We start from the raw sequence: 26,784 nt of genomic DNA, 5'->3' as shown, positions 1-26,784 counted from the left end.
TCGGCGCATTGACCCACAAGGCCTACAGGCGCCTATAATGAAGTTTGCGCGAGCGCTGCGCTTGAACTGATCCAACCTGGTTTTAGGGAGAAAACTGTGGAAGCAAACTCACCCTTGTTATTCGTGCTCATCGGCCTGGTCATTGGCTTTTTGATCGGCCTTTTGTGCTATCGCCTCATGAGCAAAGGGGAACGCCATCGGGCATCACTGAAACAAACGCTTCTGGAGCGCGAGCATCAGATTGCCGAGCTGAAAAAGGCCCAGGGGCGCCATGTTGGCGAGGTTCGCCAATGCCTGGAGGCGATTCGACATCAGGCCGATGAGCTTGAGGACAAGCTCGACACCAACACCGAGCAGTGGGAGCTCGCCCACACTCCGGCCGCCCCCTTCGACGAGACCGTTCAGGCGAGCAAGACTACCGCCCCGGCCAAACCTGCAAAGCCCGCCGCACCGGCGCCGGCTGAAGCGACGTCAAAGACTCCGCAAACCTCAGAGACCCCGCCAACGCCGCGCGACTACGCCGACGGCAAGGGCGGTACGCTCTCCGAAGAGTACGGCCTCAAGGACTCCAGGGCCAAGGAACCCGCCGTGGATCAGCCGCCGCGTTATTGATGGACTGGCGCATCACCACCCAAAAAGCGAGGGCGTCGAGTCCTCGCTTTTTCGTTTGAAGGCGCAAGAATCACGCCGGGTTATCGATATCCACGAAGCGGTGGGTCAGCCCGTACTCGTCGGCCAACCACTCACCGAGCGCCTGAACGCCGTAGCGCTCGGTGGCGTGATGGCCAGCGGCCAGATAGTGAATTCCCATCTCCCGAGCCAGGTGGGTGGTTCGCTCGGAGATCTCGCCGGAGACGAACGCCTGAGCCCCCGCATCAAACGCCTGAGTGATCATGTCCTGGGCGCCGCCGGTACACCAGGCGATGCGCTCGATACTCGCCACGTTGGGCGCTTCGATCACCGTGGGCGCACGCTCGAGTACGGCTTCGACGCTGGCTGCAAGCGTTTGAATCGACTGCGCCTCGGGTAGCCGACCGGCGTACAAAAGCCCCTCGCCCAGCTCGCCGTCGAGACACCCTTCCACCTTCCAACCCAGCCGCCGAGCGAGCTCGACGTTGTTGCCGAGATCCGCGTGGGCATCCAGCGGCAAATGATAGGCCAGCAGGTTGATGTCGTGATCGAGCAGCGTCTTGATGCGCCGGTACTTCATGCCGGTCAGCGCCACCGGCTCGTTTTTCCAGAAGTAGCCGTGATGCACCAGCACCGCGTCGGCCTGCCAGGCCACGGCCTCGTCGAGCAGTGCCTGGTTTGCGGTGACGCCGGTCATGAGGCGGGTGATGGACTCACGCCCCTGCACCTGAAGGCCGTTGACGGTGTAATCCTTGAAGCGCGAGGCGCGAAGCTGATGGTCGAGGGCGCTGGCTAGCTGGTCGCGGTTAACCACGTCGTCTCCTTTTAGAGCTAAGCTACTGAGGAAGGTGGGCAAAAGTGTTACCCTAACGGTTATTGCAGAGCTTTATGTCATTGCAGAACTCGATGTTGCTGCAAAACGTGATGTTGCTGCAAAACGTTATAGTGTAAAGCCCGCGCCGCGTTACCGCGAACCGGCACGCGGCTCCCATCGAGACCCAGTGATCGCCAACGGCTGAGGATGTACCGCATGCACCGCTACGTGCTGCCCTATGTGTGGCCTATCGTGACCGGCGTCCTTTTAGCGGCGTTTTTACTCTTCGTTTTTCCGAATCATCTGCCCAACCCGTTTCGATCGACACCCGAGCCCGCGCCGCCGCAGGCGATGGTGCCGACCTCGCAGAATAGTATTGAGGCACCAGAGCGTCCGCGCCCGGAAATTCGCCAGGCCGCTCCGCTCGACCGCACCCAGGGCCCGGCAAGCTACGCCGACGCGGTGGACCAGGCCGCCCCGGCGGTGGTCAACATCTACTCGTCGCGCATCGTCGAGCGCGACCAGCACCCCCTGATGTCCGACCCCTTCTTTCAACAGTTTTTCCGCGGCGATGACCCGACCGCGCACCAGCGCATGCTGTCGAGCCTGGGCTCCGGGGTGATCATTAGTCAGGACGGCTACGTACTGACCAACCACCACGTCATCAACGACGCCGACCAGATCCAGGTGGCGCTGCGCGACGGGCGCGAAACCCTGGCCGACGTGGTCGGCACCGACCCGGAAAGCGATCTGGCGGTACTGCGTATCGACCTGGACGATCTTCCGGTGATCGAGCTAAGCGACTCCCAGGAAGTCGCCGTGGGCGACGTGGCGCTGGCGATTGGCAATCCCTTCGGCGTGGGGCAGACGGTCACCATGGGCATCATCAGCGCCACCGGCCGCAGCCATCTGGGGCTCAACGCCTACGAGGACTTCATTCAAACCGACGCGGCGATCAACCCGGGCAACTCCGGCGGCGCGCTGGTCAACGCCGAAGGCGCCCTGGTCGGCATCAACACGGCGATTTTTTCACGCTCCGGCGGGTCTCAGGGCATCGGCTTCGCCATTCCGGCGAACCTGGCCCACAGCATTTTGAACGAGCTGGTGACGCGCGGTCGGGTCATTCGCGGGTGGCTGGGTATCGAGGCGCAGGCGCTGTCGCGGGAGCTGGCGGCATCGTTTGGGCTGCGCACCCCGCAGGGCGTCATCGTGGCAGGCGTGGTGAGCGGCGGCCCGGCGGCCCAGGCGGGCCTTCAGCCCGGCGATGTGCTGCTCTCCATCGACAACCAGGCCATTCTGGATGCCCGCGCGACCATGAGCGACATCGCCTCGATCGCACCGGGCACCACGCTTCCGCTCACCGTGGTACGCAACGGTGAGCGTATCGAATTAACGCTGGAAGTGGGCGAGCGCCCCACGCCGACCGAAATGACGCTCGACCGGCGCGCCGAGTCCTGAAAAAAAGGCAGCGCCAGGCGCTGCCAAAAATCTCAGGGTAGCCCTTACCGACGCTCAATCGCGAATACGGTATTCCGCCGAGCGGGCGTGGGCGGTGAGCGACTCGCCCCGGGCAAGCACGGAGGCCGTTTTGCCAAGCGCCGAGGCGCCTTCGGCAGAGCAGTGGATGATCGACGAGCGCTTTTGGAAGTCGAACACGCCCAAAGGCGACGAGAACCGCGCGGTGCCCGAGGTGGGCAGCACGTGATTCGGCCCGGCGCAGTAGTCGCCCAGCGCCTCGGCGGTATAGCGGCCCATGAAGATCGCACCGGCGTGACGCACGTGCTCGGCAAGCCGCTCGGGCTCGGCCACCGACAGCTCCAGGTGTTCGGGGGCGACGCGATTGACCAGCGCCAGCGCTTCTTCCTCGTTTTGGCACAAAATCAGCGCGCCGCGCCGGGCGAGCGACGCGCGCACGATCGCCTCGCGCTCGAGCGTGGGCAAAAGCCGCTCGATGGCGCGCTCGACGGCGTCGAGGTGCTCGGCGTCCCAGCTAACGAGAATCGCCTGGGCGTCCTCGTCGTGCTCGGCCTGAGAGAAGAGATCCATCGCCAGCCACTCCGGGTCGGTCTGCCCGTCCGAGACCACGAGAATCTCCGAGGGCCCGGCAATCATGTCGATGCCGACCTGACCAAACACCGCGCGCTTGGCGGTGGCCACGTAAATGTTGCCCGGCCCGACGATCTTGTCGACCCGCGGCACACTTTCGGTACCAAATGCGAGCGCCGCTACCGCTTGGGCGCCGCCGATGGTGAAGACGTAGTCCACCCCGGCCAGATGCGCCGCCGCGAGCACCAGCTCGTTGAGCACACCGTCCGGCGTCGGCACGACCATGACGATCTCGCCGACACCTGCCACATGGGCGGGAAGAGCGTTCATCAACACCGACGAGGGGTACGCCGCCTTGCCACCGGGCACGTAGATACCGGCGCGATCGAGCGGCGTCACCTTTTGCCCTAACACCGTGCCGTCCGGCTCTTCATACTGCCAGCCGCTGGGCTTTTGATGCTCGTGGTAGCGCCGAATGCGCTCGGCAGCGACGTTTAACGCCTCACGCTGATCCGAAGGCAGGCCATCGAAGGCGGCCTTGAGCCTCTCTGGTGTCAGGCAGAGTTCGGACATGCTGGCAACACTGAGGCGATCGAAGCGATTGGTCGCCTCGATCACCGCCTGATCGCCGCGCGCTTTGACATCGGCAAGAATGGCGCTCACCCGCGCCTGAACCTCTTCGTTGGAAACCCCCTCCCAATCGAGCAGCGCGTCGAGCCTTGCATCAAACGCGCCGTCGGCCGTGGAGAGCCGGTGGATCAAGGCCGCTTTATCACTCATCGAACACCTCTCAGGATTGGGCAGACGCTGCCTGGCGCTTTGAAACCGCGTCCTGCAGCCGTGAAAGCAAGGGTTTGATGCGATCGTGCTTCATGGTCATGGCAGCCTTGTTGACCACCAGCCGCGTGCTGATTTCGGCGATCAGCTCTCGCGGCTCCATACCATTGGCGCGTAGCGTGTTACCGGTGTCGACGATATCGACGATCTCATCGGCGAGGTTCATCAGCGGCGCAAGCTCCATGGCGCCATAAAGCTTGATCACCTCGGCCTGAATGCCCTGCTCGGCGTAGTAGCGCCGGGCCACGTTGACGAACTTGGTGGCGACCCGGCGACGCGCTTTCAAGGGCGCCTGCCCGGTGACACCGGCGGTCATCAGCTTGCATCGGGCAATGTCGAGATCAACAGGCTCGTAAAGGCCTTCGGCGCCGTGTTCGAGCAGCACGTCCTTGCCGGCGATCCCCAGATCTGCCGCACCGAGCTGGACGTAGGTAGGCACATCGGTGGCGCGAATGACGACCAGTTTGACATCGCTCAGGTTGGTATCGAATAACAGCTTGCGGCTTTTGCCGAGATCCTCCGCCGGCGTAATGCCGGCGTCGGCCAGAAGCGGCAGCGTCTCTTCCAGAATGCGCCCCTTGGAGAGCGCCAGAATCAGTTGCTTACTCATGGATTAGGCCAGTGGTTGGTCGCGTGGCTAGCCGGGAATGCGGCGAATCTTCGCCCCCAGCAACTGCATTTTTTCTTCGATACACTCGTAGCCGCGATCGATATGGTAGATGCGGTCTACCAACGTCTCGCCTTCGGCCATCATCGCCGCAATCACGAGAGAGGCTGAGGCGCGAAGGTCGGTGGCCATCACCGGCGCGCCAGAGAGCCGGTCTACCCCGGTGATCAGCGCCGCGTTGCCCTCGAGCGCGATGTTGGCGCCCATGCGGTTGAGTTCCTGAACGTGCATGAAGCGGTTTTCAAAGATGGTTTCCACCACCCGCGAGTGGCCTTCGGCCACGGCGTTCATGGCCACGAACTGCGCCTGCATGTCGGTGGGAAACGCTGGATACGGCGCGGTGCGAATATTGACCGCTTTCGGGCGCTTGCCGTGCATGTCGAGCTCGATCCAGTCTTCGCCGCAGGTGATATCGGCCCCCGCCTCCTCGAGCTTGGCGAGCACCGCCTCCAGAATGTCGGCCCGCGTGCGCGTCACCTTCACCCGTCCGCCAGTCATCGCCGCCGCGACCAGAAACGTCCCGGTTTCGATGCGATCCGGCATGACGTCGTGCTCACAGCCGTGAAGCGACTCGACCCCTTCGATGACGATGGTGTCGGTGCCGTGCCCCTTGATGTTGGCGCCCATCTTGATCAGGCACTCGGCCAGATCCACCACTTCCGGCTCGCGGGCCGCGTTTTCCAGCACCGTTTTACCTTCGGCGAGCGTGGCCGCCATGAGCAGATTTTCGGTACCGGTGACGGTCACGGTATCGAAGTAGATGGTCGCGCCCTTGAGGCGGCCATCGACGCTTGCGCGAATGTAGCCGGCTTCGACGCGAATGGAGGCGCCCATCGCCTCCAGCCCGCGGATATGCAGATCCACCGGGCGCGAGCCGATCGCACAGCCGCCGGGTAACGACACATCGGCCTGGCCAAAGTGGGCAAGCAGCGGGCCGAGCACCAGAATCGAGGCGCGCATTTTCTTGACCAGCTCATACGGCGCGTGGCACTCGGTGACCTGGGAGCCGTCGAGCTGAATGCTCAAACGCTCGCCCATCACCGGCTCAACGCCCATGCGGCCCAGCAGTTCGAGGGTCGTGGTGATGTCCTGCAGGTGCGGCAGGTTGCCGATCACGACCGGCCCTTTCGATAGAAGGCTGGCGCAAAGAATGGGGAGTGCCGCGTTTTTCGCGCCGCTCGCCCACACTTCACCGTCGGCGCGGCCGTTGCCGGTAATCAGGAGTTTATCCATGCTCCGCCTCTTATTGGGCGTTTTCCGGCGCGGTTTGCCACTGCGCCGGAGTATAGGTTTTGATACTGATCGCGTGCAGCGCGCCGGAGGCGATTTCGTCGCTCAGTGCCTGATAGACAAGCTGCTGACGCTTGACCGGTGAAAGCCCTTCAAAGGCTTCCCCCACGGCAACCACCTGAAAGTTGCAACCTTCCCCCTGAATATGAAAGTCACATCCGTCGATGCGGGATTCAAGCAGCGCTTTTACCTCGTTGGGTTGCATGAGACAGAAAACTCCTCTGGGGACGTCGGTGAATTGAACATCGGTCGTCGAAAACGGAGCCGACATCATAAAGAAAAGCGCCGCGCTTGGCGATGGGCGGGGATTAGTCGGTCAGCGCGTGGTGAGGATGAGCAACCAATTCGTCGAGCTCGGCCAGAACGGCGAGCCGCATCAAAGGCGCAGAAAGCGTAATTCGCTCGACATCGAGCCCGCGCTCGCGGCAGGTCCGAAGCCACTCGAGCAGCACGCTGATCGCCACGCTCGCGGCCACCTGTACGCCGGATAAATCGAAGGCGACCCGGGAGGTCGCCTCGTTTTCGAGCCACTGCGTGCCCGCAGCGGCCACTCGGGCCGCCACGTTCATGGTCAAGTCGCCTTCAACCACGAGCACCTCGTTTGAATGGCTGAGAGTGACGCCGCCATGCTGCAACAGCTGGCTCACGCATCGCCTCCGCGCTCGAGCTCGTCGACGCCTACTTCCGGTGCCCAGTTGCGAATGACCGCATCGTAGTCGCGATTTTGCTGGCGCATCGCCTGGTCGAACTGGTTGCGGAACGTCAGCCCCAGGTTGATGCCGTTAACGATGACGTTGACGACCTTCCATTCGCCGTTGGCAAGCCGCAGGCTGTAGCTGACCGGATAGACCTGGCCGTTGGTGGCGACGACTTCCATATCGACGCTGGCCTGGTCCTCGTAGCGCTGACCGCGCTGGTTGTCGAGTACGCGCAGGTCCTCATAGTCGTAGGTGACCAGGCCCTTGGCGTAGGTGTCGATCAGCGTTTGACGAAACACCTGGGCGAAACGGCTGCGCTGGTCCGGCGTAGCGTTCTGGAAGTAGCTGCCCATGACGCTTGCGCCGATGTAGCGAAAGTCCGCCACTTCGTCGAGGGTATCGTCGACGACGTCCTTGAGCTCGTTGATATTGCTGGCGTAGTAGTCCTTACGCCCTTCCAGGCGCGACATGAAACTTGTGACGTTGTCACGAATCATCGCCTCTGGCGACTGGCTTTGGGCGCTTGCGGTCAGCGGCAGAGCAAAGGCCACCGCCGCCAGCAGCGCGGTCAGCCAGTAACGGAGCGGGTGTTGGATCGCTTGCATGGCACTTACCTCTTTGTGAGTGTGGGTCTTGTGAGTGTCGATCTGGTGAATATTGACCTATCTATACGGTTCAGCCGCTAGCTGCCCGCCATGTTGGATACGAACTGTTGAATGAGCTCCTCGAGCACCAGCGCCGACTGGGTGTCGCGAATCACGCCGCCATCCTCGAGCATCTCGGGCGAACCGCCGACGCTAAGCCCGATGTACTGCTCGCCCAGAAGCCCTGCGGTCAAAATCGCCGCGGTCGAGTCCTGGGAGAGCTGGCCTTCCAGCTCGCTGTCCAGACTCAGCACGACGCGGGCGTCGTACCACTCGGTGTCGAGATCGATGGATTCGACCCGGCCAACGGTGACGCCAGCCATGGTCACACGGGCTCGGGGCTTTAGACCGCCGATATTGGAAAAGTTGGCTTGAAGCTGAAAGGTTTGCGTTGGCGCCGACAGCGACAGCCCGCTGACCCGAAGGCCCAGGAACACCAGCCCGACAATGCCCGCAAGCATGAACAAACCCACGCCTAACTCCATGGTTTTACTGCGTTTCATCAACGTGCTCCGCTATCAAAGGCCGCCGAACATCACGGCGGTAAGTACAAAATCGAGCCCCAACACCGCCAGAGACGAGTACACGACGGTGCGGGTAGTGGCGCGGGAAATCCCCTCGGAAGTAGGCACCAGGTCATACCCCTGGAACACCGCAATCCAGGTCACCACCAAGGCGAACACCAGACTCTTGATCATGCCGTTGCCTACATCGACGATGAAAGAGACGCTGGCCTGCATGTTGCTCCAATAGGAGCCCTCGAACACGCCCAGCCACTCGACACCGACAAGATAGCCGCCGTAAATGCCCACGACGCTGAATCCAACGGTCAAAATGGGCAGTGCAACGAACCCGGCCCAAAGTCTGGGCGCGACCACGCGCTTGAGCGGGTCGACCCCGATCATCTCCATGCTGGTGAGCTGCTCGGTCGCCTTCATCAGGCCGATTTCGGCGGTCAGTGCCGAGCCTGCGCGTCCGGCAAAGAGCAAGGCCGCTACGACCGGGGCCAACTCGCGCAGCAGTGACAGTGCCACCATTTGCCCCAGCGCCTGCTCGGCGCCGAAGTCGACCAGAATAGTATAGCCCTGCAGCGCCAGCACCATGCCGATAAAAAGCCCGGAGACGAGCACGATGGCCAGTGACAGCACGCCCACGAAGTGCATCTGACGAAGCCACAGCGAAAACCCTTCCCTGGAAGGAACGCCAATGCCTGCCTGGGCGAGAAACGCGCCGGCCCGGCCCAATGCTTCGACGGTTTCGCACGCCTTACGGCCGAACCGCGTGATGCGGTGGCTGGCTTGCGTTAGTAGTGACCGCATCATCCTGTCCTTTTGGGGTGCGTCTGGCCCAGCATGTCGCTATAAAATCCCGGCGCCGGGTAGTGAAACGGCACCGGGCCGTCCGGCTCGCCGTGAACGAACTGGCTCACCCTCGGGTCGTCGCTGGTATCAAAGGTGGCCGGTGTGCCTTCGGACACGACCTGGCCGTCGGCGATCAGATAGAGGTAGTCGGCAATACTCAGCGTCTCCTTGATGTCGTGAGACACTACCACCGACGTCAAAGCGAGCGCTTCGTTGAGCCGCTTGATGAGCTGGACCAGCACGCCCATCGAGATCGGGTCCTGACCAACGAAAGGTTCGTCATAGAGCACCAGCTCCGGGTCGAGCGCAATGGCGCGCGCCAGCGCCACGCGCCGAGCCATTCCGCCGGAGAGCTCGGCAGGGGTTAACTCGCGGGCGCCACGCAGCCCCACTGCCTGCAGCTTCATTAGCACCAGATCGCGAATCATGGCATCAGGGAGGTCCGTGTGTACTCTCAGCGGAAACGCGACGTTTTCGAATACGTTCAAATCCGAAAACAGCGCTCCGCTTTGAAACAGCATGCCCATTCGCTTTCGCAGCGTAAACAGCGCCTTGCGCGAAAGCCGGTGTACGTCCTGACCGTCGATCAGAATCCGTCCACGGTCCGGCGTGAGCTGCCCGCCCATGAGCTTTAAAAGCGTCGTTTTGCCCGTACCGCTTGGCCCCATGATGGCGGTGACCTGACCGCGCGGAATACGAAGGTTCACACCGCGGAAGATGTCGTGGTCACCGCGAGAGAAATGCAGATTTTCGATTTCGATGAAGGGCGCGGGAGTCATGGGTGGATAAACCCTCCTCTTGGGGCGGATAGCTGACCAACTAACCGCAAACGCAGGAACGCGGGCTCATCAGGACCGGCTTTCAAAAAAAACAGTGTTTTCGAATAGTAGCGAACATTGTACCTTAACGCCACCTGTCGCCGCCTTAACCAACGCGCAAATCCTTGACGCCAAAGGCGCTAACGCCTTGTTAAAAATGGCCGTACCAGTGCGCCAGCGCAAAATGCTATTCTAGAGCGCTGTCCCACGACATCTTTATTCAAGAGGCCCTCATGCCCGCGTTTCACGGCACCCCCGGCGCTTTACGCGAAAGCGCCCTGCGCACGCTTTCGATCGAGCAGGCCGCCATTGGCGAGCTCCAGGAGAAGCTGGACGAACATTTCGACCGGGCCTGCGCCCTGATTCTCGCCTGCCAGGGGCGCGTCGTGGTCACCGGCATGGGGAAATCCGGCCATATCGCCGGTAAACTCGCCGCCACGCTTGCCAGCACCGGTACGCCGGCGTTTTTCGTCCACCCGGGCGAGGCGAGCCACGGCGATCTGGGCATGATCACCCGCGCCGATGTGGTCATCGCACTGTCCAACTCCGGTGAAACCGCCGAGGTCACAGCGCTGCTGCCGTTATTAAAGCGTCTGGGTGTGCCCTTGATCAGCATGACCGGCCGGCCGGACTCTACGCTTGGCACTCACGCCGATGCGCATCTAAACAGCGGCGTTGCCCGCGAGGCGTGCCCGCTGGATCTCGCCCCGACCAGTTCGACCACCGCCGCCCTTGCACTGGGCGATGCGCTGGCGGTGGCGCTGCTGGAAGCGAGAGGCTTCACCGCCGAGGATTTCGCGCTATCGCATCCCGGCGGCAGTCTTGGCAAGCGCCTGCTTTTGCGCGTCAAGGACTTGATGCACAGCGGCGATCGCCTGCCGGCGGTGGCGCTTGGAAGCCCGCTACGCGATGCGCTGCTGGAAATCACCCGTCAGGGGCTGGGCTTTACCTGCGTGGTGGACGATCAGGGGCGTCTGGCCGGTGTCTATACCGACGGCGATCTGCGCCGCACCCTGGACGAGCATTTCGACCTTCGCGAAGTCAGCGTCGACGAGGTGATGACACGGCCCGGCAAGCGCGTGGGGCCCAACATGCTCGCCGCCGAAGCGGTACGCCTGATGGAAGATAGCCGTATCACGGCGCTGGCGGTCGTGGATGAACACGAGCGCCCGATCGGTGCCTTACACATGCACGACCTGCTCTCTAGCGGCGTGATTTGATCAACGTTTACCTTACTTGATGATAACGGAGTCCCCATGGCCGTCCCCGACGCTCTCAACGACCGCCTTCGTAACGTTCGCCTGCTTGCCATCGACGTGGATGGCGTCATGACCGATGGACGCCTCTATTTCCAGGCCGACGGCATCGAGATCAAGGCGTTTCACACCCAGGATGGACACGGGCTAAAACTGCTCAAACGCGCCGGCTTTCACGTTGCGCTGATTACCGGCCGCGACTCTCCCATGGTCAGCCAGCGCGCCGCCGCCCTCGGCATTACCCACGTCCACCAGGGGGTCGAGGACAAGCTCGCCACGCTTAAAGCGCTCTGCTCGCGGCTATCACTGGATCTCGATCAGGTGGCCTACTGCGGTGACGATCTGCCGGATCTCAAGTGCATCAAGCGCGCAGGCGTCGGCATCACCGTCCCCAACGCCCCGGACTATATGCACACCCACGCCGACTGGATCACCGATGCGCTCGGCGGCCACGGCGCGGTGCGCGAAATTTGCGACACGCTGCTGATGACCCAGGGCCACTGGGACGCGGTGATGGATACCTATCTTTAACATGACTACCTATCTTTAACATGACTACCTGTCTATAACCTTGCGGTCGCGATGATCGCGCGCAAGACTCACCGGCTCTCCTCGACGAAAGCCGCCCTTGAACCGACCCCGAGGTGACACGATGCCGGGCTCGACGGCAAGACGGATCAAAAAACGCCTTTGGCTTCCCGCCCTGGTCATCGCCCTGGGCGCCTGGCTTGTGTGGCTGGACCCGGGCGGCCCGGCGACGGTCGCGGTCGACCCGGACGTACAGCGCGAAGAGCCCGGCCACGTGCTCGAGAATGCAGGGCTTACGCTTTTCAACGACACCGGCGGGGTCTCTCAGCGCCTCGATACGCCGCGGCTGGTGCATACGCCCCAGCGCGCGCTGACCGAAATCGAGGCGCCGCGGGCAACGCTTTACGACAGTGAGCAGCGTCAATGGCTTGCCAGCGCCGATCATGGCACGCTGCAAAACGAGCGCCAGACACTGATCCTGGAAGGCAACGCCCGGCTGCTCGCCCCGGACGAGGGCTGGCAGCTCGATACCGAGCGCCTACACTACGAGGGTCTCGAGCGCCACGCCTATACCGAGGCGCCCGCACTTTTGCAGCAGCCGCCCCAACGTATGAGTGCCGAGCGCATGGACGTCTGGCTCGATGAAAGCCAGGTACGCCTGAGCGACAACGTGCGCGGCACGCATCCGCCGGTTCAAGCGCAACAAGCCGCCGACCCGACACCCCAGGACCCTACCGTTTCGGATTCCACCTTGCAGGAGTAGTTATGCACGCTTATTTACGAATCGCACTGCTGAGCCTGGCGCTGCCGCTGACCGCCCAGGCGCAAACCAGCCAGGCGCCCGTCGAAGTGGAAGCCGACCGGCTCGACCTCGACCAGCGTGCGGGCACCGCGGTCTATTCCGGCAACGTCAACATTCGCCAGGGCGAGATGCAGATTCGCGGCGACCGCGTTGAAATCACGCGCAACGATGCCGGCGAGCTCTCCCAGGCGACCGCCACCGGCGAGCGCGCCTATCTTCGCAACCAGCTCGAAAATGAGCCGGCGCCCATGGAGGGCTGGGCGCGACGCATCGTTTATCATGTCAGCGAGCGCCGGGTCGAGCTGATCGATCAGGCCGAGCTCACCCAGCGCAGCGACCGCTTTCGTGGCGGGCGGCTGGAGTATTTTATCGACCGCGAAGTGGTTCAGGCGCGCTCCGACGTCAGCGGTGGTGACAACCAGCGCATTCGCATGACGCTGCAGCCCGCGCAATAGGAGAGTCATCGTGTCGAGCACCCAACCTGAAGCGATCAAGACGCTTCACGCCCGCCACCTGGCCAAAAGCTACAAGCGCCGCCGGGTGGTCAAGGATATCAATCTGGAGATCACCCAGGGCAGCGTCGTGGGCCTGCTTGGCCCTAACGGGGCGGGCAAGACGACCTCGTTTTACATGATCGTGGGGCTGGTCAAGGCGGATGCCGGAAGCGTAGGTATCGACGAGCTGGATTTGACCCGGGCACCGATGCACGAGCGCGCCATCGCCGGCATCGGCTATCTGCCCCAGGAGGCATCGATCTTTAGAAAGCTCTCGGTGGCCGACAACATCATGGCCATTCTGGAGACGCGCAAGGAGCTGGACCGCCCTGCCCGCCAGGCGCGCCTGGAGCAGCTGCTGGAAGATTTTCACATCACCCACATTCGCGACAACCTGGGGATGAGCCTCTCCGGTGGCGAGCGCCGCCGCGTGGAAATCGCCCGGTCGCTGGCCACTGACCCGGCCTTCATCCTGCTCGACGAACCCTTCGCCGGGGTGGATCCAATTTCCGTCGGCGAGATCAAGTCGATCATCCTTGCGCTCAAGGCGCGCCATATCGGCGTGTTGATCACCGACCACAACGTCCGGGAAACGCTGGATATCTGCGACATTGCCTATATCGTCGGCGACGGCCATATCATCGCAAGTGGCGACGCCGACGCCATCCTTGGCGATCAAAAGGTGCGCGAGGTCTATCTGGGCGCAGATTTTCGTCTCTAACCCGGTGACAACCATAAATTTCCGGGTAGTGGCATATTTATTGCACTTGCGTCGAACCCCGTCTCGCTCTAGTGTGGAGCTTTACGAGTAACGAGTGGTTCTTCGATGGTCATGAAAGCTTCTCTACAGCTGCGCGTCGGTACGCAGCTGACCATGACACCGCAGCTGCAGCAGGCGATCGCCCTGCTGCAGCTCTCGACGTTGGACCTGCGCCAGGAGATCCAGCAGGCGCTCGACGCCAACCCGCTTTTAGAGCAGGAAGACGAATTCGGCGAAGAGAAAACCCAGGAGACGCCAGAAACCGAGTGGGAAGAGAGCATCCCCCAGGAGCTTGCCACCGACAGCGAATGGTCCGACACCTACCAGGACATGGCCGCCGGTGGCAGCGGCGAAGGCCCGGATTTCGAGCGCCAGGCCGCTGGCCAAAGCCTTCAGGGGCATCTGTTGTGGCAGTTGGCGATGACGGATACCAGCCCACGAGACCATGCCATTGCCGAAAGCCTGATCGACGCGCTGGATGCCAACGGCTACCTGACCCAGCCGCTTAACGACATTCGCGAAGGCCTCAAGGCCCAGGGCCTGGACGGCCTGAGCCAGCGGGAGGTGGAAAACGTGCTGCTGCGCGTGCAGCAGTTCGAGCCCACCGGCGTGTTCGCCCGCGATCTGCGCGAGTGTCTGCTGCTACAGCTGGCAGCGCTTGCCGACGATACCCCGCTGCTGATGCAGGCCCGGCGCCTGGTGCGTCAGTTTCTGGAAGCGCTGGGCAAGAACGACCTGCGCCTGTTGAAACGCCGCCTCAGCCTCGATGACGAGCAGCTCGACGACGTCGTCCGGCTGATTCGAAGCCTCGACCCGCGCCCGGGCAGCGCCTTTGGTGCCACCAACCAAAGCTACATCACCCCGGATCTGGTGGTCCGTCACGACCAGGAAGGCTGGCATCTCGAGCTCAATCCGGAGGCGCTGCCCAAGCTTCGCGTTCAGCCGGACTACGCCAGCCTCATCAAACGCGCCGACAAGAGCCAGGACAATCAGTTCTTGAAAGAACACCTGCAGGAGGCGCGCTGGCTGATCAAGAGCCTGTCGAGTCGAAACGACACGCTTTTGCGCGTTGGCCGCGAAATCATCGCTCGCCAGATCGGTTTTCTGGAGCGCGGCGAAGAAGCGATGAAACCGTTGATTCTCGCCGATATCGCCGAAGCGGTGGAGATGCACGAGTCGACGATCTCGCGGGTCACGACGCAAAAATATATTCACACGCCCCGCGGCGTATTCGAGCTCAAGTACTTTTTCTCGAGCCAGGTGAGCGGTCAGGATGGCGGCGACAGCCACTCCAGCACCGCGATCCGCGCCCGGCTCAAAAAACTGATTCAAGACGAAACGCCAGGCAAGCCGCTATCGGACAGCCATTTGGTCACGCTACTCGAGGCCAACGGCATCAACGTGGCCAGGCGCACCGTGGCCAAATACCGCGAAGCGATGGGCATTCCCTCCTCCAGCGAGCGGCGCCGTTTACGTTAAACGGGAAACTTGCCGGCAGGGCTTTGCAATGGCGGAAAAAGGGTTACAATCGAAGGACAGTCCTGGATTAGGAGTACGTCGATGCAAGTGAACATTACCGGTCATCACCTGGAACTGACAGACGCCCTGCGTGACTACGTCAACGAGAAACTCGAGCGTATCGAACGCCACTACGACAACATCACCACCGTGCAGGTGACGCTGTCGATCGAAAAGGAGCGTCAGCAGGCCGCCTGCACGCTGCATGCTTCGGGCGCCGACGTACACGCCGAAGCCGAGGACAATGATATGTATGCCGCCATCGACGCCCTGGCCGACAAGCTCGACCGCCAACTGGTAAAACACAAGGAAAAAGCACAGGCCCGCGCCCAGGGCGCTGGCGTGCGTTAATTCGATGACCCTGGAAACCATACTCCCCCCGGAGCGCGTGCTGTTCGACGTCCCCGGGGGCAGCAAAAAACGGGTGCTGGAGTTCTTCAGCACGTTCATCGCTCAAAACACACCGAGCCTGGATAGTCAGGAAGTTTTCAGCCGGCTGGTCGGTCGTGAGCGCCTTGGCAGTACCGGCATCGGCAATGGGGTCGCGATTCCCCACGCCCGAAGTCCGCACTGCAGCGCGCCGATCGCCGGCTTTCTAAAGCTCGCCGAACCCGTCGACTTCGACGCCATCGATGGCGATCCGGTGGATCTGGTGTTCGTGCTGCTGGTACCGGAAGAGGCGGACGACACGCATCTGGCGCTTTTGGGCCAGGTCGCCACCATTATGAACGACGCCACGACCCGCGCGCAGTTTCGAAAGTGTGAAAGCCAGCGCGAGCTTTTAGAGCTGGTCACCGCCCGCATTCGCGAGCAGGCGCAGGGGTAAGCCCACCACCTTCGCTTTTCCCGGCCCTTCAATCGCAATCGCGCTTACGTACAGGCGTGTGCCGATAAGAGCGCTCACTGACCGAAGAGAGACACGATGCAACTTGTGATCATCAGCGGCCGCTCCGGGTCGGGGAAGTCCATTGCGCTTCAGGCGCTGGAAGATTTGGGCTACTACGCCATCGACAACCTGCCGGCAATGCTTTTGGGCTCGCTGGTCGAAGAGCTTGGCCAGCACGGTGAGCGCACGCACCTGGCGGTGAGCATCGATGCACGCAATCTGCCCACCGCGCTTGAACGCTTCCCTGCGCTGCTCCAGGACATCAAAAACGGCAGCACCCGCGTTCAGGTCATTTATCTGACCACCGACGCGCGCACGCTGCTCGAGCGCTACTCCGCCACTCGTCGGCGCCATCCGCTCACCCGCGACAGCGACATGACGCTGGAAGAGGCGATTTCCCAGGAGGAGCAGACGCTGTTCGGCATTCGCGAGCTGGCGGATCTGATGATCGACACTTCGCGGCTCACGGTGCACGATCTGCGCCGACGCATCACCGACCAGCTGGGGCACCAGCGCCAAAGCCAGCTTACGCTCACGCTCGAGTCCTTCGGCTACAAGCGTGGCGTGCCGCTGGACGCCGATATCGTCTTCGACATTCGCTGCCTGCCCAACCCCTACTGGGACCCGACGCTACGCCCCCACACCGGTCGCGACGACGCGATCGTCGGTTTTCTGGAGAGCTACCCGGTGGTCGGTGATATGCGCCAGGACATTCTCGATTGGCTCGAGAAGTGGCTGCCCGCCTATCAGAATAGCCAGCGTAGCTACATGACCGTCGCGATTGGCTGCACCGGCGGCCAGCACCGCTCGGTCTACATGGTCGACCGGCTGGCGCAGGATCTGCTCGCCTCGCGCGGGGGTGTTCAAGTGCGCCACCGGGAACTGGGCCTTCACTTTAGCCTCGACGCCACGAGCGGCTCAAACGCTGTTGACGACCGATCAACGGCGTAACGCAGAGGCCGGGATCAGCACCACCATAAGCAACGAGCGGAAAACAGGGAAACAGGTGCCAGAAAGACGTTTGACACTGACCAATCAGCGCGGCCTGCACGCTCGCGCCGCCACCAAACTCGTAACCTGCGCGCAGCGTTTCGAGGCAAGCGTGCACGTCTACCGGCAGACCCAGAAAGCCGATGCCGCCAATATCATGTCACTTTTGATGCTGGCCGCACCCTGCGGCACCGAGCTCGTTGTAGAGGCCACGGGCGACGACGCCGAGGCGGCGCTGGACGCCCTACAGGCGCTGTTCGAGGCGCGCTTCGACGAGGACGCCTGATCCCCGTCCAGGGCGCTACGCCTTTTCATCGATCGGTTCTCAGCGGCCGATGCTCATCTATCGGGCCCCATCATGCAGCTCATTCAGACCGGCAAGTACTCCCGGGTCCATTTCGACCCGGCCCGCGATCATTTCATCAAAACCTTTCATCCCAAGGCCTTCGACCGGCTGCGCTATCTAACGCGCATTCGCCCCTACCCTGGGCACAACTTCGCCCTGGTCGCCGCGCGCCTGGAGGCGCTCGGTATCGCCACGCCGCGCATCGTCGAGACTCGCCCTTACCGATTGGTCACCGACAACGTCCACGGTGAGCCGCTCAGGGCCCACATTCTCGACTCCCCAAATCTACAGGAGCAGTATCTGGACGCGCTGGCCGCGTTTGATCACGAGGGCATTCACTGTCGCGGCCTGCACACCGAGAATTTTCTGGTCCATGAGGGCCGCATGGTGGCCATCGACCTCGACGCTTACAAGCTGCCGCGCTGGCGGCGCTACCCACGCCGGGAGTATCTGGACTGCCTGAGTCGCTCGCTCGCCGGGCCCGAGTACTTTTTGTTCGAGCGTCTGCTCGAGCGCCTGAACCTGGACGCCCAGTACCGCCCCAAAAGCTAATTTGAAAAACGCTACCCATAAAAAAACCCGCGACGCAGTTCGAGCCGTCGCGGGCTATCGTACGTGTTGCGCGTTTAGTCGCCGGCGACGGTCATGGCGTCGACCAGCCAGCTTCCCGTGTGGATACTGCCCCGGGTATCGATGTCGTCGCCCAGTGCCTGGAGGCCCTTGAACATCGTCATCAGATTACCCGCGATGGTGAACTCCTCGACCGGATACTGGATCTGGCCGTTCTCGACCCAAAAACCTGCAGCGCCGCGGGAGTAGTCGCCGGTTACGCTGTTCACGCCCTGGCCCATCAGTTCGGTCACCAGCACGCCGCGCCCCATGCGCGCCAGCAGTGACTCCAGGCTTTCCTGCGGCGCTTCGAGGCGGATGTTGCGCGCCCCGCCCGCATTGCCGGTCGTGGTCATGCCAAGGCGCCGGGCGCTGTAGGACGAGAGCATATAGCTTGCGATGCGCCCATCTTCGATAAAGCGGTTGTGGCGCGTCTGCACGCCTTCACCGTCGAAGGGCGAGCTTGCCATGGCGCCGACTTCCAGCGGGCGCTCCTCGAGGTTGAACCACTCGGGAAACAGCGGCTCGCCCAGCTTGTCGCACAAAAAAGAGGCCTCGCGGTAGAGCGCGCCGCCGGCCAGCGCTCCCATGAGATGCCCCACCAGCCCGGATGCCAGAGACGGGTCGAACAGCACCGGGAACGTGCCGGTCGGCGGGCGTTTGGCGCCCAGCCGGCGCAGGGTACGCCTGGCCGCTTCGCGCCCCACGCTTTGTGGGTCTCTCAGCGCCCGCGGGTCGCGGGCGCTGGTGTAATCAAAATCGCGCTGCATGCCCTGCTCATCCTGGGCGATCAGCATGCAGGAGAGCGAGTGACTGCTGCCCTTTTGCGTGCCTACGAAACCGTGGCTATTGGCGTACACCCGCACACCCTCGCCGCTTGAAAGCGAGGCGCCTTCGGACTGATGAATGCCGGCCACCTCGCTCCCGGCGCGCTCGCAGGCAAGCGCGAGCTCCGTGGCGCGCTCGGTATCCAGCGCCCAGGGGTGATGCACGTCGAGATCAGGCAGGTGGGTGGCCATCAGGGAGGCCTCGGCGAGTCCGGCCGCCGGGTCCTCACCGGTATAGCGCGCAATCGACAGCGCCTTCTCGACTGCCGCCTTGATCGAGGCGGAACTCGCGTCACTGGAGGACGCGCTGCCCTTGCGGCTGCCCACGTAAAGCGTCACCGCGATGCCTTGATCCCGGGAAAGCTCGACGGTTTCGACCTCACCCAGGCGTACGCTCACCGACAGTCCCTGGTCGACGCTGGCGCCTACCTCGGCCTGGTCGGCGCCCAGCTTTTTGGCCAGCGCCAGCGCCTCTTCGGCCCGCGCGACGAGCTCCTGCTGCTGCGCGGCCGCGTCGAATGCCTGTGCCATAACGTTCTCCTTATCGCCGCTGTCGCGGGCGGATCAATGTAAGGGTCGCAGCTGATATACTAGCCGGCGACAAATCTATCAAGTGAGTGACGTATGCCTAAAAAACGCCCTGCGGTCGAGTCTTTCGATGAGCTCGACGACGCCCCGGAGCGGCCCAGCAAATCCCAGCTCAAGCGCGAAATGCACGAGCTGCAGGCGCTGGGCGAAACGCTGATTGCGATGAGGCCCGCCGAGCGCGCGCGCTTTCCGCTCTCCGACGACATGCTCGCCGCCATCGATGAAACCTCGCGCATTCGCTCCCATGAAGGTCGCCGGCGCCACATGCAGTACGTAGGCAAGCTGGTGCGCAAGGAGGATCTGAACGCGATTCAGGCGGTGTTCGACGCCATTGAAGCGGAGAAGAACCAGCGCGATCACGCCTTTCACCGCCTCGAAAAGTGGCGCGACCGGCTGATCGACGAAGGCGACCCGGCGGTCGATGCGTTCATGGCGGAGCACCCCACCGCGGATCGCCAGGCCATTCGCCAGCTCGTTCGCAACGCTCAAAAGGAGCGTGAGCAGGAAAAGCCGCCGGCCAGCGCCCGCAAGCTTTTCAAACACCTTCGCGAAACGCTCGTTCTCTAATCCTCTTTCACCGCCAGGCGCGTCAGGACTGGGTGCCGCCCACGGTCAGCTCGTCGAGCTTGAGCGTGGGCTGACCCACGCCAACCGGCACGCCCTGGCCTTCCTTGCCGCATACGCCGACGCCGGTATCCATCGCCATGTCGTGGCCGATCATCGACACTCGCCCCATCGCCTCGGGGCCGTTGCCGATCAGCGTCGCCCCCTTGACCGGCGCGGTAATTTTGCCGTCCTCGATCATGTAGGCCTCGCTTGCCGAGAACACGAACTTGCCCGAGGTGATATCCACCTGGCCGCCGCCAAAGCTCACCGCGTAGATGCCGCGCTTGACGCTTTTGATGATCTCGTCCGGGTCGTCCTGACCGGCCAGCATCACCGTATTGGTCATGCGCGGCATGGGTAGGTGGGCAAACGACTCGCGCCGCGCGTTGCCGGTCGGCGCCATGCCCATCAGCCGTGCGTTGAGCTTGTCCTGCATGTAGCCGGTAAGAATACCGTCCTCGATCAACGGCGTATTCTGGCCAGGCGTACCTTCGTCGTCGACGCTCAGCGAGCCGCGCCCGTCCATGATCGTCGCGTCGTCCACCACGGTCACGCCTCGGGCGGCGACCTGCTGCCCCATGCGCCCGGAAAACGCCGAGCTGCCCTTGCGGTTGAAGTCACCTTCCAGGCCGTGGCCGACGGCTTCGTGGAGCAAAATGCCCGGCCAGCCCGCACCGAGCACTACCGGCATCTGACCCGCTGGGGCATCGATGGCCTCCAGGTTGACCAGCGCCTGGCGTACCGCCTCCCTGGCGTAAATCGCCGGCGCGCCCTGCTCTTTTAACGTGGCCATGGAGTAGCGCCCACCGCCGCCGGCGCCGCCGCGCTCGCGGCGGCCGTTTTTGGAGGCAATCACGCTGACGTTGAAGCGCACCAGCGGACGAATGTCCGCGGCGAGCGTGCCGTCGCTTGCCCGCACCAGCACCACCTCATAAGTGCCGGAAAGCGAAGCGCTGACCTGGCTGACACTCGGATCCGCCGCCCGCGCTACCCGGTCGGCCTCCATCAACATGGCCACCTTCTCCTCAGCGCTAAGCCCCGCCAGCGGATCGATCCCGGCATAGAAGTGCTCGGCATGAGTCATCGCTACCGGCTGGCCGGCGCGCTTTTGGCCGCTGCGCACGATGCCCGCCGCGGTACGCCCGGTATCCAGCAGGGCGTTGGCGTTGATCTGATTGGAGTAGGCGAAGCCGGTCTTCTCACCGGCTAGAGAACGTACGCCTACGCCACCGTCGATATTGTAGCTGGCCTCTTTCACGCGCCCATCTTCCAGCACCCAGCCCTCCTGCCAGGTGCGCTGAAAGTAGAGATCCGCGTAGTCGACCCCGGCGCCAAGCGCGACGTCGAGCCCGGTGTCCAACGCCTGTAAATCCAGCCCCCCGGGCGTCAACAGGATAGAGGCGGCAAAATCCAAATCACTCGTGTGTGCGGTCATTAGGGGCCTTTTAGCGTAACGCGCGGCGAGGTCCAGGGACCCTGCACGCGAAAATGTAAAGTGGTCGCTCGGTTTAGCGTCTCGCCAAATAGCTGGTCGGCAACGAACAGCGCCGCGCCCGCCACCGGCGCGCCCACCGCGAGCGCGGCGATGGGGAGCGTCTGGCTAACGGGCAGTGTGACGCCAAGATGCTGGTCGAGTTCGCGTTGGAGCAGGTTAACATGTCCATTGAATCTTAACGTGGCGGCCGGCGCTTCGATTTGCAAGGGTTCGCGAAGCGTTAAACGCCCACCGGCGACCGTTGCACTGCCTTTGAGACGATCGAAGGCCATGCCTTCGCCGGTGATGTCGGTAAAATCGAGCCGTAAACGACGCAGCAGGTTGTCGAAATTCAAGAGCCCGACGAGCTTTGCAGAGGGCGAGTTCATCGATAAAAAGCGGCCGTCACGAATATCGGTATCGAGCTCGCCGGTGGCGCGGGCCAGATCGACCTGCCAGGGCGCCCCCAACCATTCGAGCGACGCGTTAGCGCGCGTCACGCGACTAGTCATCGGCACCGGCTGACCGAGCTCCTCGAGCGCGGTGCCAAGGTCCCCACCGCGCACGGCGATATCCGCCCGGGTCTGGTGATCCTGCCAGAAAAGCTCGCCGGTCAACGACAGCTCGCCCAGCGTAAGCCCTACCGGCGACAGCGCAAAGCGTCGCTCCCCGGTTTGCCAGTAAGCGGTGAGCGGGCCGATGCGGTGATCATGAAGGCTGACTTCGGCAAGCCTCAAGCGTCCGTTGGGCACATCACCAAGCCAGGCCGGGGCGCTGAACACCTCGGGCGGCGAGGTCTCGACCGCCGCAAGCCAGGAGTCCGGCGCCGGAGCAGATTCACTGCCCAGCGAAAGCCCCACCAGCCGGTCGGCGTCGAGCGAGGCCACGGTAATGTCCAGAGGCCGCTCAAGCGCTGGCTGATACGCCACCCGGCCGGAGACGATATCGCCGCCAACACGGGCATCGAGCGCTTGATCGGCCAGCTGCGCCGACAGGCTGAGCGCCCCCAGGCAGCGCTGATTGGCGCTCAAACACGGCGTATCGAGCATCAGACTCACCGGGGTATCGAAGCGCGGAATTTCCGGCGGCCCATCGCGTTGGCTGCCGCCCTCGGCAATCGGGGCGAGCGCACGCTGCCAGTCGAGCACGTTGAGCCGTGCAAGATTTGCCTGGAGCGCAAGCCCGCCGCCGGGAGGCACCTCGGGTAGCGTCGCGGCGCGGCCAATGGCCACCGCCCCGTCGACGGCGTCACCTAGCCGCAGCCGAGCCTCGACCACCTCGCCCAGGCGAGCATGTAGCGCGCCACTTTCGACATCGCCTTCGATCTCGAGCGGCCAGGGCGTACCGCGGGATTTGTTGAACGGTGCGGGCAAGCGGCTTTCGACGCCCACCAGATCGCTTTGAAACCCAAGCCAGATGCTGGGCTCCAGACGAATGTGACCGTTCCAGTCAGCCCGGCCATTCAACAGCGTATTGGTGCGCTGACGGTCCACCCCGGCCAGGGTGAAAAGCTCGCCGGTATCGACCACGCCGCCAAGCGAAATACCGCTTTCCGGCACGTCGAAGTCGGCGCGAACGGGCCCGTCGAGCAGTCGCCCCTGGGCGTTACCCAAAAGCGCGAAGCGCTCGCCGCGCTGCTGCCAGTTCAGCTCGCCGCCGATGTCGGTCAGCGGGGCCTGCGCGAAAGCAGCGTGACTTAGCCGCGAAAGCGATGGACGCGCCGTGATGTCGAGCGCGAGCGTGTCGGGTTCGTCCAGCTCAAGGGTGAGCTGCAGGTCGCCATCGACCTCGCCGCTGGCGCGCACATCGCTTAGAAACAACGTGTCGACCTCCGGTATGGCCTGAATGAAATCGATCATCGAGGCCGCGCTGCTGGCGAGTTCGCCGTCGACCGCCAAGTGGTCATCCTCGAGCGTCACCTCGCCATCGCGCGCCTGGACCCCCAGGCTCTGGGCGCGGTCGACGCGCGCGCTGAGCGTCTGGCCTTTAAAGCTCAGCCGACCAGCGACGTCCTCGATCATCGGCCAGCCCTCGCCGATCGGCAAGAAACCCTGCTCGATATCGAGCGCCAACGCCACGGTGGGCGGGTTGCCCGAGCGGTTTTCACCAATAGGAAGCCCTAGCCGCAGCGAGCCGCTGGGCACGACCCCGCCCACGTCGTTTGAAAGCCACTCCAGAAGGCCCTCGTCCAACACCTTCACCGGGAGCCACTGGGGCAGCGGCGTGGCGATAGCGTCGACGTTGGCAAAGTCGATATTGAGGCCGAACTGGCCGCGGCCCTGGCCGTTGATCAAACCAAAGCCCCCGGTGATCTCGGCGCCGTTCCAATCGATGTCGAGCTCGCGGCCGCTGACCATGGTATTGGGCCCGTCGTAGACCCACTCCACCATACCGCGGGCGTGGCGAAGCGCCATGGGCTCGGCGAACACGCCGGGAAAGTTGAGCTGGCTGTCACCGTCGCTTGAAAACGTTACCCGTCCGCGACGGTCCCGCGCCTGTACCCAGGCATCGAGCGGCCCGCCTCCCGGCGCCTGCTGCCAGGGCTCGACGCTTACATCGTTGAGTGCGACGTCCACGCCCCAATGGCCGTCACGCTGACCAAGTGCAATCCCCTTCACCTGGCCGCTGGGCGAAAGCGTTTGCAATACCCGAGTCAGCGATTCGGGCAAAAAGGCGTACTCTCGCCAGGCCGTCAGCGAGGCCAGTTCAAACGCGCTGGTGCGCAGTGCCCAGCGGCCAGGCTGGTGGGTCAAATACCAATGGCGCGGCAGTGCCGGGCCTTCGCTGACGTTGTCCGGCTGCGCCCACTCGACGCTTTTGGCGTCGCCGCTGAGCCAGGCCTCGCCGCCGTCGCCGTCGCGCTCCCACTCGCCGCTGGCCTGAATATCGCGCAGAACGGCGAACTGCTCTTGCTGTCTGAGCGTCAGCTGGGGAATACCGACGCCGGCGCGCACCCGATCGAGCCGGCCGCCGAACCACTCGCCCCAAAGCCGCACCGACCCGCCGGCCTGCTCGATGTAAGGCATGTGATCGGCGCGGAACACGTCGCCAAGCGCCACCAGATGATCGAGCTGAAGCTCCAGCTGTACCGCGGCGGAGAAGTCGCTCGGCCCGCCGGGGCCCGGCTGCATTTCCGCCTGCACGATTAGCGCAGGCAAGGCGCGTTGGTCAGCGGGTGTATCTGCATCGAGAATATTGACCGTACCTTCGAAGCGGGCGAGCTCGTCGCTACCGCCGAGCAGCAAACGCGGCGCGTTCAGCGCCAGGGTCTGCTCGCGTCCGTGCAGGGTCAGCTGACTATCGCGCAGCCAAAGCCGCTGCTTGAGCACCAGCGCGGTCCAGCGGTCGATCCGGTTGAGATCCACGCTGGGCTCCTGGGCGAACAGCAGCGGAAGCGTTGCCGGGTCGGGCCATCCCCAGGATCCATCGTCGAGCTGGTAGAGGTGAACGTCGAGTTCGCTTATCCGGGCATCGCTGAAAATCGGCGCAAACGCCTTGAGCGAAGCCCAGGTGTCCAGGCGAAGGTAAGCACTCGGCAGCGTTAAAAGCGGCGCCTGGTCAGTGCTGGCCGTAAGCCCCTCCAAACGCAGTACCAGATCGTTTCGCTCGAGCGATAGCGACAGATGCTCGATGGAGACCGGCGCGCCGATGTGGGTCTCGAGCAGGGACTCGACCTTAGGAATCAGGCTGTCGGCCTGGCTAAACGAAAGCCGCAGCACCAAAAGGGCCACGGCAATCAGGGCAAGGAGCGCGGCTACCAGCATCAGCAGTCCGCGTAGAAGATAAGCCACTGGCGTCATTACATCAGCACGATATCGTACTGTTCCTGTGAGTAGTGCTGCTCGACCTGAAAGCGAATGGTCTTGTCGATGAACGCCTCCAGATCCGCGACCGCCGCGGACTCCTCGTCGAGCAGCCGGTCGACCACGGGCTGGGAGGCCAGCACTCGGTAAGTATCGGCGCTGTAGGCGCGCTCTTCGCGCAGAATCTCGCGAAAGATTTCGTAGCAGACGGTTTCCGGCGTTTTCAGGGTGCCGCGTCCGTGGCAGGTCGAACACGCCTCGCAAAGCGTTTGCTCGAGGCTTTCACGGGTGCGCTTGCGCGTCAGCTGTACCAGTCCGAGCTCGGTCACACCGGTGCACTTGGTCTTGGCGTTGTCGCGCTCCAGCGCCTTCTCCAGCACTCTGAGCACCTGGCGCTGGTGCTCGACGTCCATCATGTCGATGAAGTCGATGATGATGATACCGCCCAGGTTTCGTAGGCGCAGCTGGCGGGCGATGGCGGTGGCCGCCTCGAGGTTGGTCTTGAAGATGGTCTCCTCGAGATTGCGGTGGCCCACGTAGCCGCCGGTGTTGACGTCGATGGTGGTCATCGCCTCGGTCGGGTCGATCACCAGATAGCCGCCGGACTTGAGCTGCACCTTGCGCGCCAGCGCCTTTTGAATTTCGTCCTCGACACTGTAGAGATCGAAGATCGGCCGCTCGCCGGGATAGTACTCGATGCGATCCACCGCGTAGGGCATGAACTCCTCTGCGAACTCGACCAGCTTGACGAAGTTCTCTCTCGAGTCGATGCGCACCTTTTCGATGTCGTCACGCATGACGTCGCGCAGAATACGCATGAACAGCGGCAGGTCGTCGTAAATGACGCTCGGGGGCGTAGCGCTCACCTTGCGCTCGCTCACCTTGCGCCAGATGCGCAGCAGAAAGTACATGTCGCTTTCGAGCTCCTCGTCACCCACGCCTTCGGCAGCGGTGCGCACGATGAAGCCGCCGGTGATCTCCAGGCTTTGTGCTTCGATGCTTCTGTCGAGCAGTGCCTTCAGCCTCTCGCGCTCGCCTTCGTCCTCGATGCGCTGGGAAACGCCGTGGTGGGGCGAGTCGGGCATGTAGACCAGATAGCGCGACGGAATCGACAGATGCGTGGTCAGCCGCGCACCCTTGGTGCCGATCGGGTCCTTGGTGACCTGCACCACCAGCGCCTGGCCCTCGTGCAGAAGTGCCCCGATCGGCGGGTGCGGCTCGCCGGCGCCCGCCTCGGCCATCACTTCGTGGGCGTGAATGAAGGCGGCGCGCTCGAGGCCAATATCGACAAAGGCAGCCTGCATTCCAGGCAGAACCCGCACCACCTTGCCTTTGTAGATATTGCCTACGATCCCGCGCCGGCGCGAACGCTCGATCAGCGCCTCTTGCAGCACGCCGTTTTCGACCAGCGCCACGCGGGTTTCCATGGGGGTCAGATTGATCAGGACTTCACCGCTCATGCGCTCTTCCTTATGGGCTCGCTGGCCTCAAG

Annotated in this window: 28 protein-coding genes; 14 read left to right on the top strand and 14 right to left on the bottom strand. The window is 63.3% G+C overall.

What is annotated here, in order from left to right:
• Positions 1-96: 96 nt before the first annotated feature.
• A complete protein-coding gene (locus tag RN347_RS07170; RefSeq protein WP_263584300.1) occupies positions 97-612 on the top strand; it encodes a YhcB family protein in 516 nt (171 codons plus the stop codon).
• Between the two features lie 70 nt (positions 613-682).
• Here the strand turns inward: RN347_RS07170 and RN347_RS07165 are convergent, their stop codons facing one another.
• Positions 683-1,444 carry a Nif3-like dinuclear metal center hexameric protein gene (locus tag RN347_RS07165; RefSeq protein ID WP_311960683.1) on the bottom strand — a complete coding sequence of 254 codons (762 nt, stop codon included), beginning with the start codon at positions 1,442-1,444 and terminating at the stop codon, positions 683-685.
• A 216-nt stretch (positions 1,445-1,660) separates the two neighbouring features.
• On the opposite strand from RN347_RS07165, the gene RN347_RS07160 reads away from it, so the two are divergent.
• The gene (locus RN347_RS07160; protein ID WP_311960682.1) at positions 1,661-2,902 is read left to right on the top strand and encodes a Do family serine endopeptidase; all 1,242 of its coding nucleotides are present in this window, start codon (positions 1,661-1,663) and stop codon (positions 2,900-2,902) included.
• A 54-nt stretch (positions 2,903-2,956) separates the two neighbouring features.
• On the opposite strand, the gene hisD is transcribed toward RN347_RS07160, so the two are convergent.
• The 9 genes from hisD to RN347_RS07115 form a co-directional block, all read right to left on the bottom strand.
• Complete coding sequence (hisD, locus tag RN347_RS07155) at positions 2,957-4,270, bottom strand: histidinol dehydrogenase (RefSeq protein WP_311960681.1); 1,314 nt, start codon at positions 4,268-4,270, stop codon at positions 2,957-2,959.
• A 10-nt stretch (positions 4,271-4,280) separates the two neighbouring features.
• Positions 4,281-4,937 carry an ATP phosphoribosyltransferase gene (gene hisG / locus RN347_RS07150; RefSeq protein ID WP_252107526.1) on the bottom strand — a complete coding sequence of 219 codons (657 nt, stop codon included), beginning with the start codon at positions 4,935-4,937 and terminating at the stop codon, positions 4,281-4,283.
• A gap of 27 nt (positions 4,938-4,964) precedes the next feature.
• Positions 4,965-6,227, bottom strand: coding sequence for a UDP-N-acetylglucosamine 1-carboxyvinyltransferase (gene murA / locus RN347_RS07145; protein ID WP_263584304.1), 1,263 nt, complete (start codon positions 6,225-6,227; stop codon positions 4,965-4,967).
• A 10-nt stretch (positions 6,228-6,237) separates the two neighbouring features.
• Positions 6,238-6,489: a BolA family protein gene (locus RN347_RS07140; protein ID WP_263584305.1), complete on the bottom strand. Its 252-nt coding sequence runs from the start codon at positions 6,487-6,489 to the stop codon at positions 6,238-6,240.
• A gap of 103 nt (positions 6,490-6,592) precedes the next feature.
• Complete coding sequence (locus RN347_RS07135) at positions 6,593-6,931, bottom strand: lipid asymmetry maintenance protein MlaB (RefSeq protein ID WP_263584306.1); 339 nt, start codon at positions 6,929-6,931, stop codon at positions 6,593-6,595.
• The gene (locus RN347_RS07130) at positions 6,928-7,587 is read right to left on the bottom strand and encodes a phospholipid-binding protein MlaC (RefSeq protein ID WP_263584307.1); all 660 of its coding nucleotides are present in this window, start codon (positions 7,585-7,587) and stop codon (positions 6,928-6,930) included. The genes RN347_RS07135 and RN347_RS07130 overlap by 4 nt, the downstream gene beginning before the upstream one ends.
• Positions 7,588-7,664: 77 nt before the next feature.
• Positions 7,665-8,129, bottom strand: coding sequence for an outer membrane lipid asymmetry maintenance protein MlaD (gene mlaD / locus RN347_RS07125; protein WP_311960680.1), 465 nt, complete (start codon positions 8,127-8,129; stop codon positions 7,665-7,667).
• Between the two features lie 15 nt (positions 8,130-8,144).
• Complete coding sequence (gene mlaE / locus RN347_RS07120) at positions 8,145-8,945, bottom strand: lipid asymmetry maintenance ABC transporter permease subunit MlaE (RefSeq protein ID WP_311960679.1); 801 nt, start codon at positions 8,943-8,945, stop codon at positions 8,145-8,147.
• Positions 8,945-9,766, bottom strand: coding sequence for an ABC transporter ATP-binding protein (locus RN347_RS07115; protein ID WP_263584310.1), 822 nt, complete (start codon positions 9,764-9,766; stop codon positions 8,945-8,947). Before RN347_RS07115 ends, mlaE begins: the two co-directional genes overlap by 1 nt.
• A gap of 272 nt (positions 9,767-10,038) precedes the next feature.
• Between RN347_RS07115 and RN347_RS07110 the strand changes: the two genes are divergently transcribed.
• The 11 genes from RN347_RS07110 (at position 10,039) to RN347_RS07060 (ending at position 17,937) form a co-directional block, all read left to right on the top strand.
• Positions 10,039-11,025 (top strand): KpsF/GutQ family sugar-phosphate isomerase, encoded by a 987-nt coding sequence (locus RN347_RS07110; protein ID WP_311960678.1) that lies wholly within the window; start codon positions 10,039-10,041, stop codon positions 11,023-11,025.
• Between the two features lie 36 nt (positions 11,026-11,061).
• On the top strand, positions 11,062-11,592 hold the full coding sequence (locus tag RN347_RS07105) for an HAD family hydrolase (RefSeq protein ID WP_263584312.1): 531 nt from the start codon (positions 11,062-11,064) through the stop codon (positions 11,590-11,592).
• A 121-nt stretch (positions 11,593-11,713) separates the two neighbouring features.
• A complete protein-coding gene (gene lptC / locus RN347_RS07100; RefSeq protein ID WP_311960677.1) occupies positions 11,714-12,352 on the top strand; it encodes an LPS export ABC transporter periplasmic protein LptC in 639 nt (212 codons plus the stop codon).
• Between the two features lie 2 nt (positions 12,353-12,354).
• A complete protein-coding gene (lptA, locus tag RN347_RS07095) occupies positions 12,355-12,846 on the top strand; it encodes a lipopolysaccharide transport periplasmic protein LptA (protein ID WP_263584314.1) in 492 nt (163 codons plus the stop codon).
• Between the two features lie 34 nt (positions 12,847-12,880).
• The gene (gene lptB, locus RN347_RS07090) at positions 12,881-13,606 is read left to right on the top strand and encodes an LPS export ABC transporter ATP-binding protein (protein ID WP_263587325.1); all 726 of its coding nucleotides are present in this window, start codon (positions 12,881-12,883) and stop codon (positions 13,604-13,606) included.
• A 105-nt stretch (positions 13,607-13,711) separates the two neighbouring features.
• Positions 13,712-15,124, top strand: coding sequence for an RNA polymerase factor sigma-54 (locus tag RN347_RS07085; protein ID WP_311960676.1), 1,413 nt, complete (start codon positions 13,712-13,714; stop codon positions 15,122-15,124).
• A gap of 81 nt (positions 15,125-15,205) precedes the next feature.
• Positions 15,206-15,514, top strand: coding sequence for a ribosome hibernation-promoting factor, HPF/YfiA family (gene hpf, locus RN347_RS07080; protein WP_263584316.1), 309 nt, complete (start codon positions 15,206-15,208; stop codon positions 15,512-15,514).
• Positions 15,515-15,518: 4 nt separating this feature from the next.
• Positions 15,519-15,989: a PTS sugar transporter subunit IIA gene (locus RN347_RS07075; protein ID WP_263584317.1), complete on the top strand. Its 471-nt coding sequence runs from the start codon at positions 15,519-15,521 to the stop codon at positions 15,987-15,989.
• Between the two features lie 96 nt (positions 15,990-16,085).
• Entirely contained in the window at positions 16,086-17,000 is a 915-nt protein-coding gene (rapZ, locus tag RN347_RS07070) for an RNase adapter RapZ (RefSeq protein WP_263584318.1), read from the top strand.
• A 55-nt stretch (positions 17,001-17,055) separates the two neighbouring features.
• On the top strand, positions 17,056-17,325 hold the full coding sequence (locus RN347_RS07065) for an HPr family phosphocarrier protein (protein WP_263584319.1): 270 nt from the start codon (positions 17,056-17,058) through the stop codon (positions 17,323-17,325).
• Between the two features lie 72 nt (positions 17,326-17,397).
• Positions 17,398-17,937, top strand: coding sequence for a hypothetical protein (locus RN347_RS07060; protein ID WP_311960675.1), 540 nt, complete (start codon positions 17,398-17,400; stop codon positions 17,935-17,937).
• A gap of 74 nt (positions 17,938-18,011) precedes the next feature.
• Here RN347_RS07060 and pmbA read toward each other — a convergent pair whose 3' ends face one another.
• Positions 18,012-19,352, bottom strand: coding sequence for a metalloprotease PmbA (gene pmbA, locus RN347_RS07055; RefSeq protein ID WP_263584321.1), 1,341 nt, complete (start codon positions 19,350-19,352; stop codon positions 18,012-18,014).
• 93 nt (positions 19,353-19,445) lie between these two features.
• On the opposite strand from pmbA, the gene yjgA reads away from it, so the two are divergent.
• Positions 19,446-19,976 (top strand): ribosome biogenesis factor YjgA, encoded by a 531-nt coding sequence (yjgA, locus tag RN347_RS07050; protein ID WP_263584322.1) that lies wholly within the window; start codon positions 19,446-19,448, stop codon positions 19,974-19,976.
• 22 nt (positions 19,977-19,998) lie between these two features.
• Here yjgA and tldD read toward each other — a convergent pair whose 3' ends face one another.
• From tldD to rng, 3 genes are read right to left on the bottom strand one after another with little or no spacing between them, the layout of a single operon-like run.
• Positions 19,999-21,450 carry a metalloprotease TldD gene (tldD, locus tag RN347_RS07045; protein WP_311960674.1) on the bottom strand — a complete coding sequence of 484 codons (1,452 nt, stop codon included), beginning with the start codon at positions 21,448-21,450 and terminating at the stop codon, positions 19,999-20,001.
• Complete coding sequence (locus RN347_RS07040; protein WP_311960673.1) at positions 21,450-25,289, bottom strand: AsmA-like C-terminal region-containing protein; 3,840 nt, start codon at positions 25,287-25,289, stop codon at positions 21,450-21,452. The genes tldD and RN347_RS07040 overlap by 1 nt, the downstream gene beginning before the upstream one ends.
• Complete coding sequence (gene rng / locus RN347_RS07035) at positions 25,289-26,752, bottom strand: ribonuclease G (RefSeq protein WP_263584325.1); 1,464 nt, start codon at positions 26,750-26,752, stop codon at positions 25,289-25,291. Before rng ends, RN347_RS07040 begins: the two co-directional genes overlap by 1 nt.
• Between the last annotated feature and the right edge of the window lie 32 nt (positions 26,753-26,784).

Origin of the sequence: Halomonas sp. PAMB 3264, assembly GCF_031954245.1 — a bacterium.
GTDB lineage: Bacteria > Pseudomonadota > Gammaproteobacteria > Pseudomonadales > Halomonadaceae > Vreelandella.
Note: the sequence above shows the minus strand (reverse complement) of the source record. Positions and strands in the feature narration are given on the sequence as shown.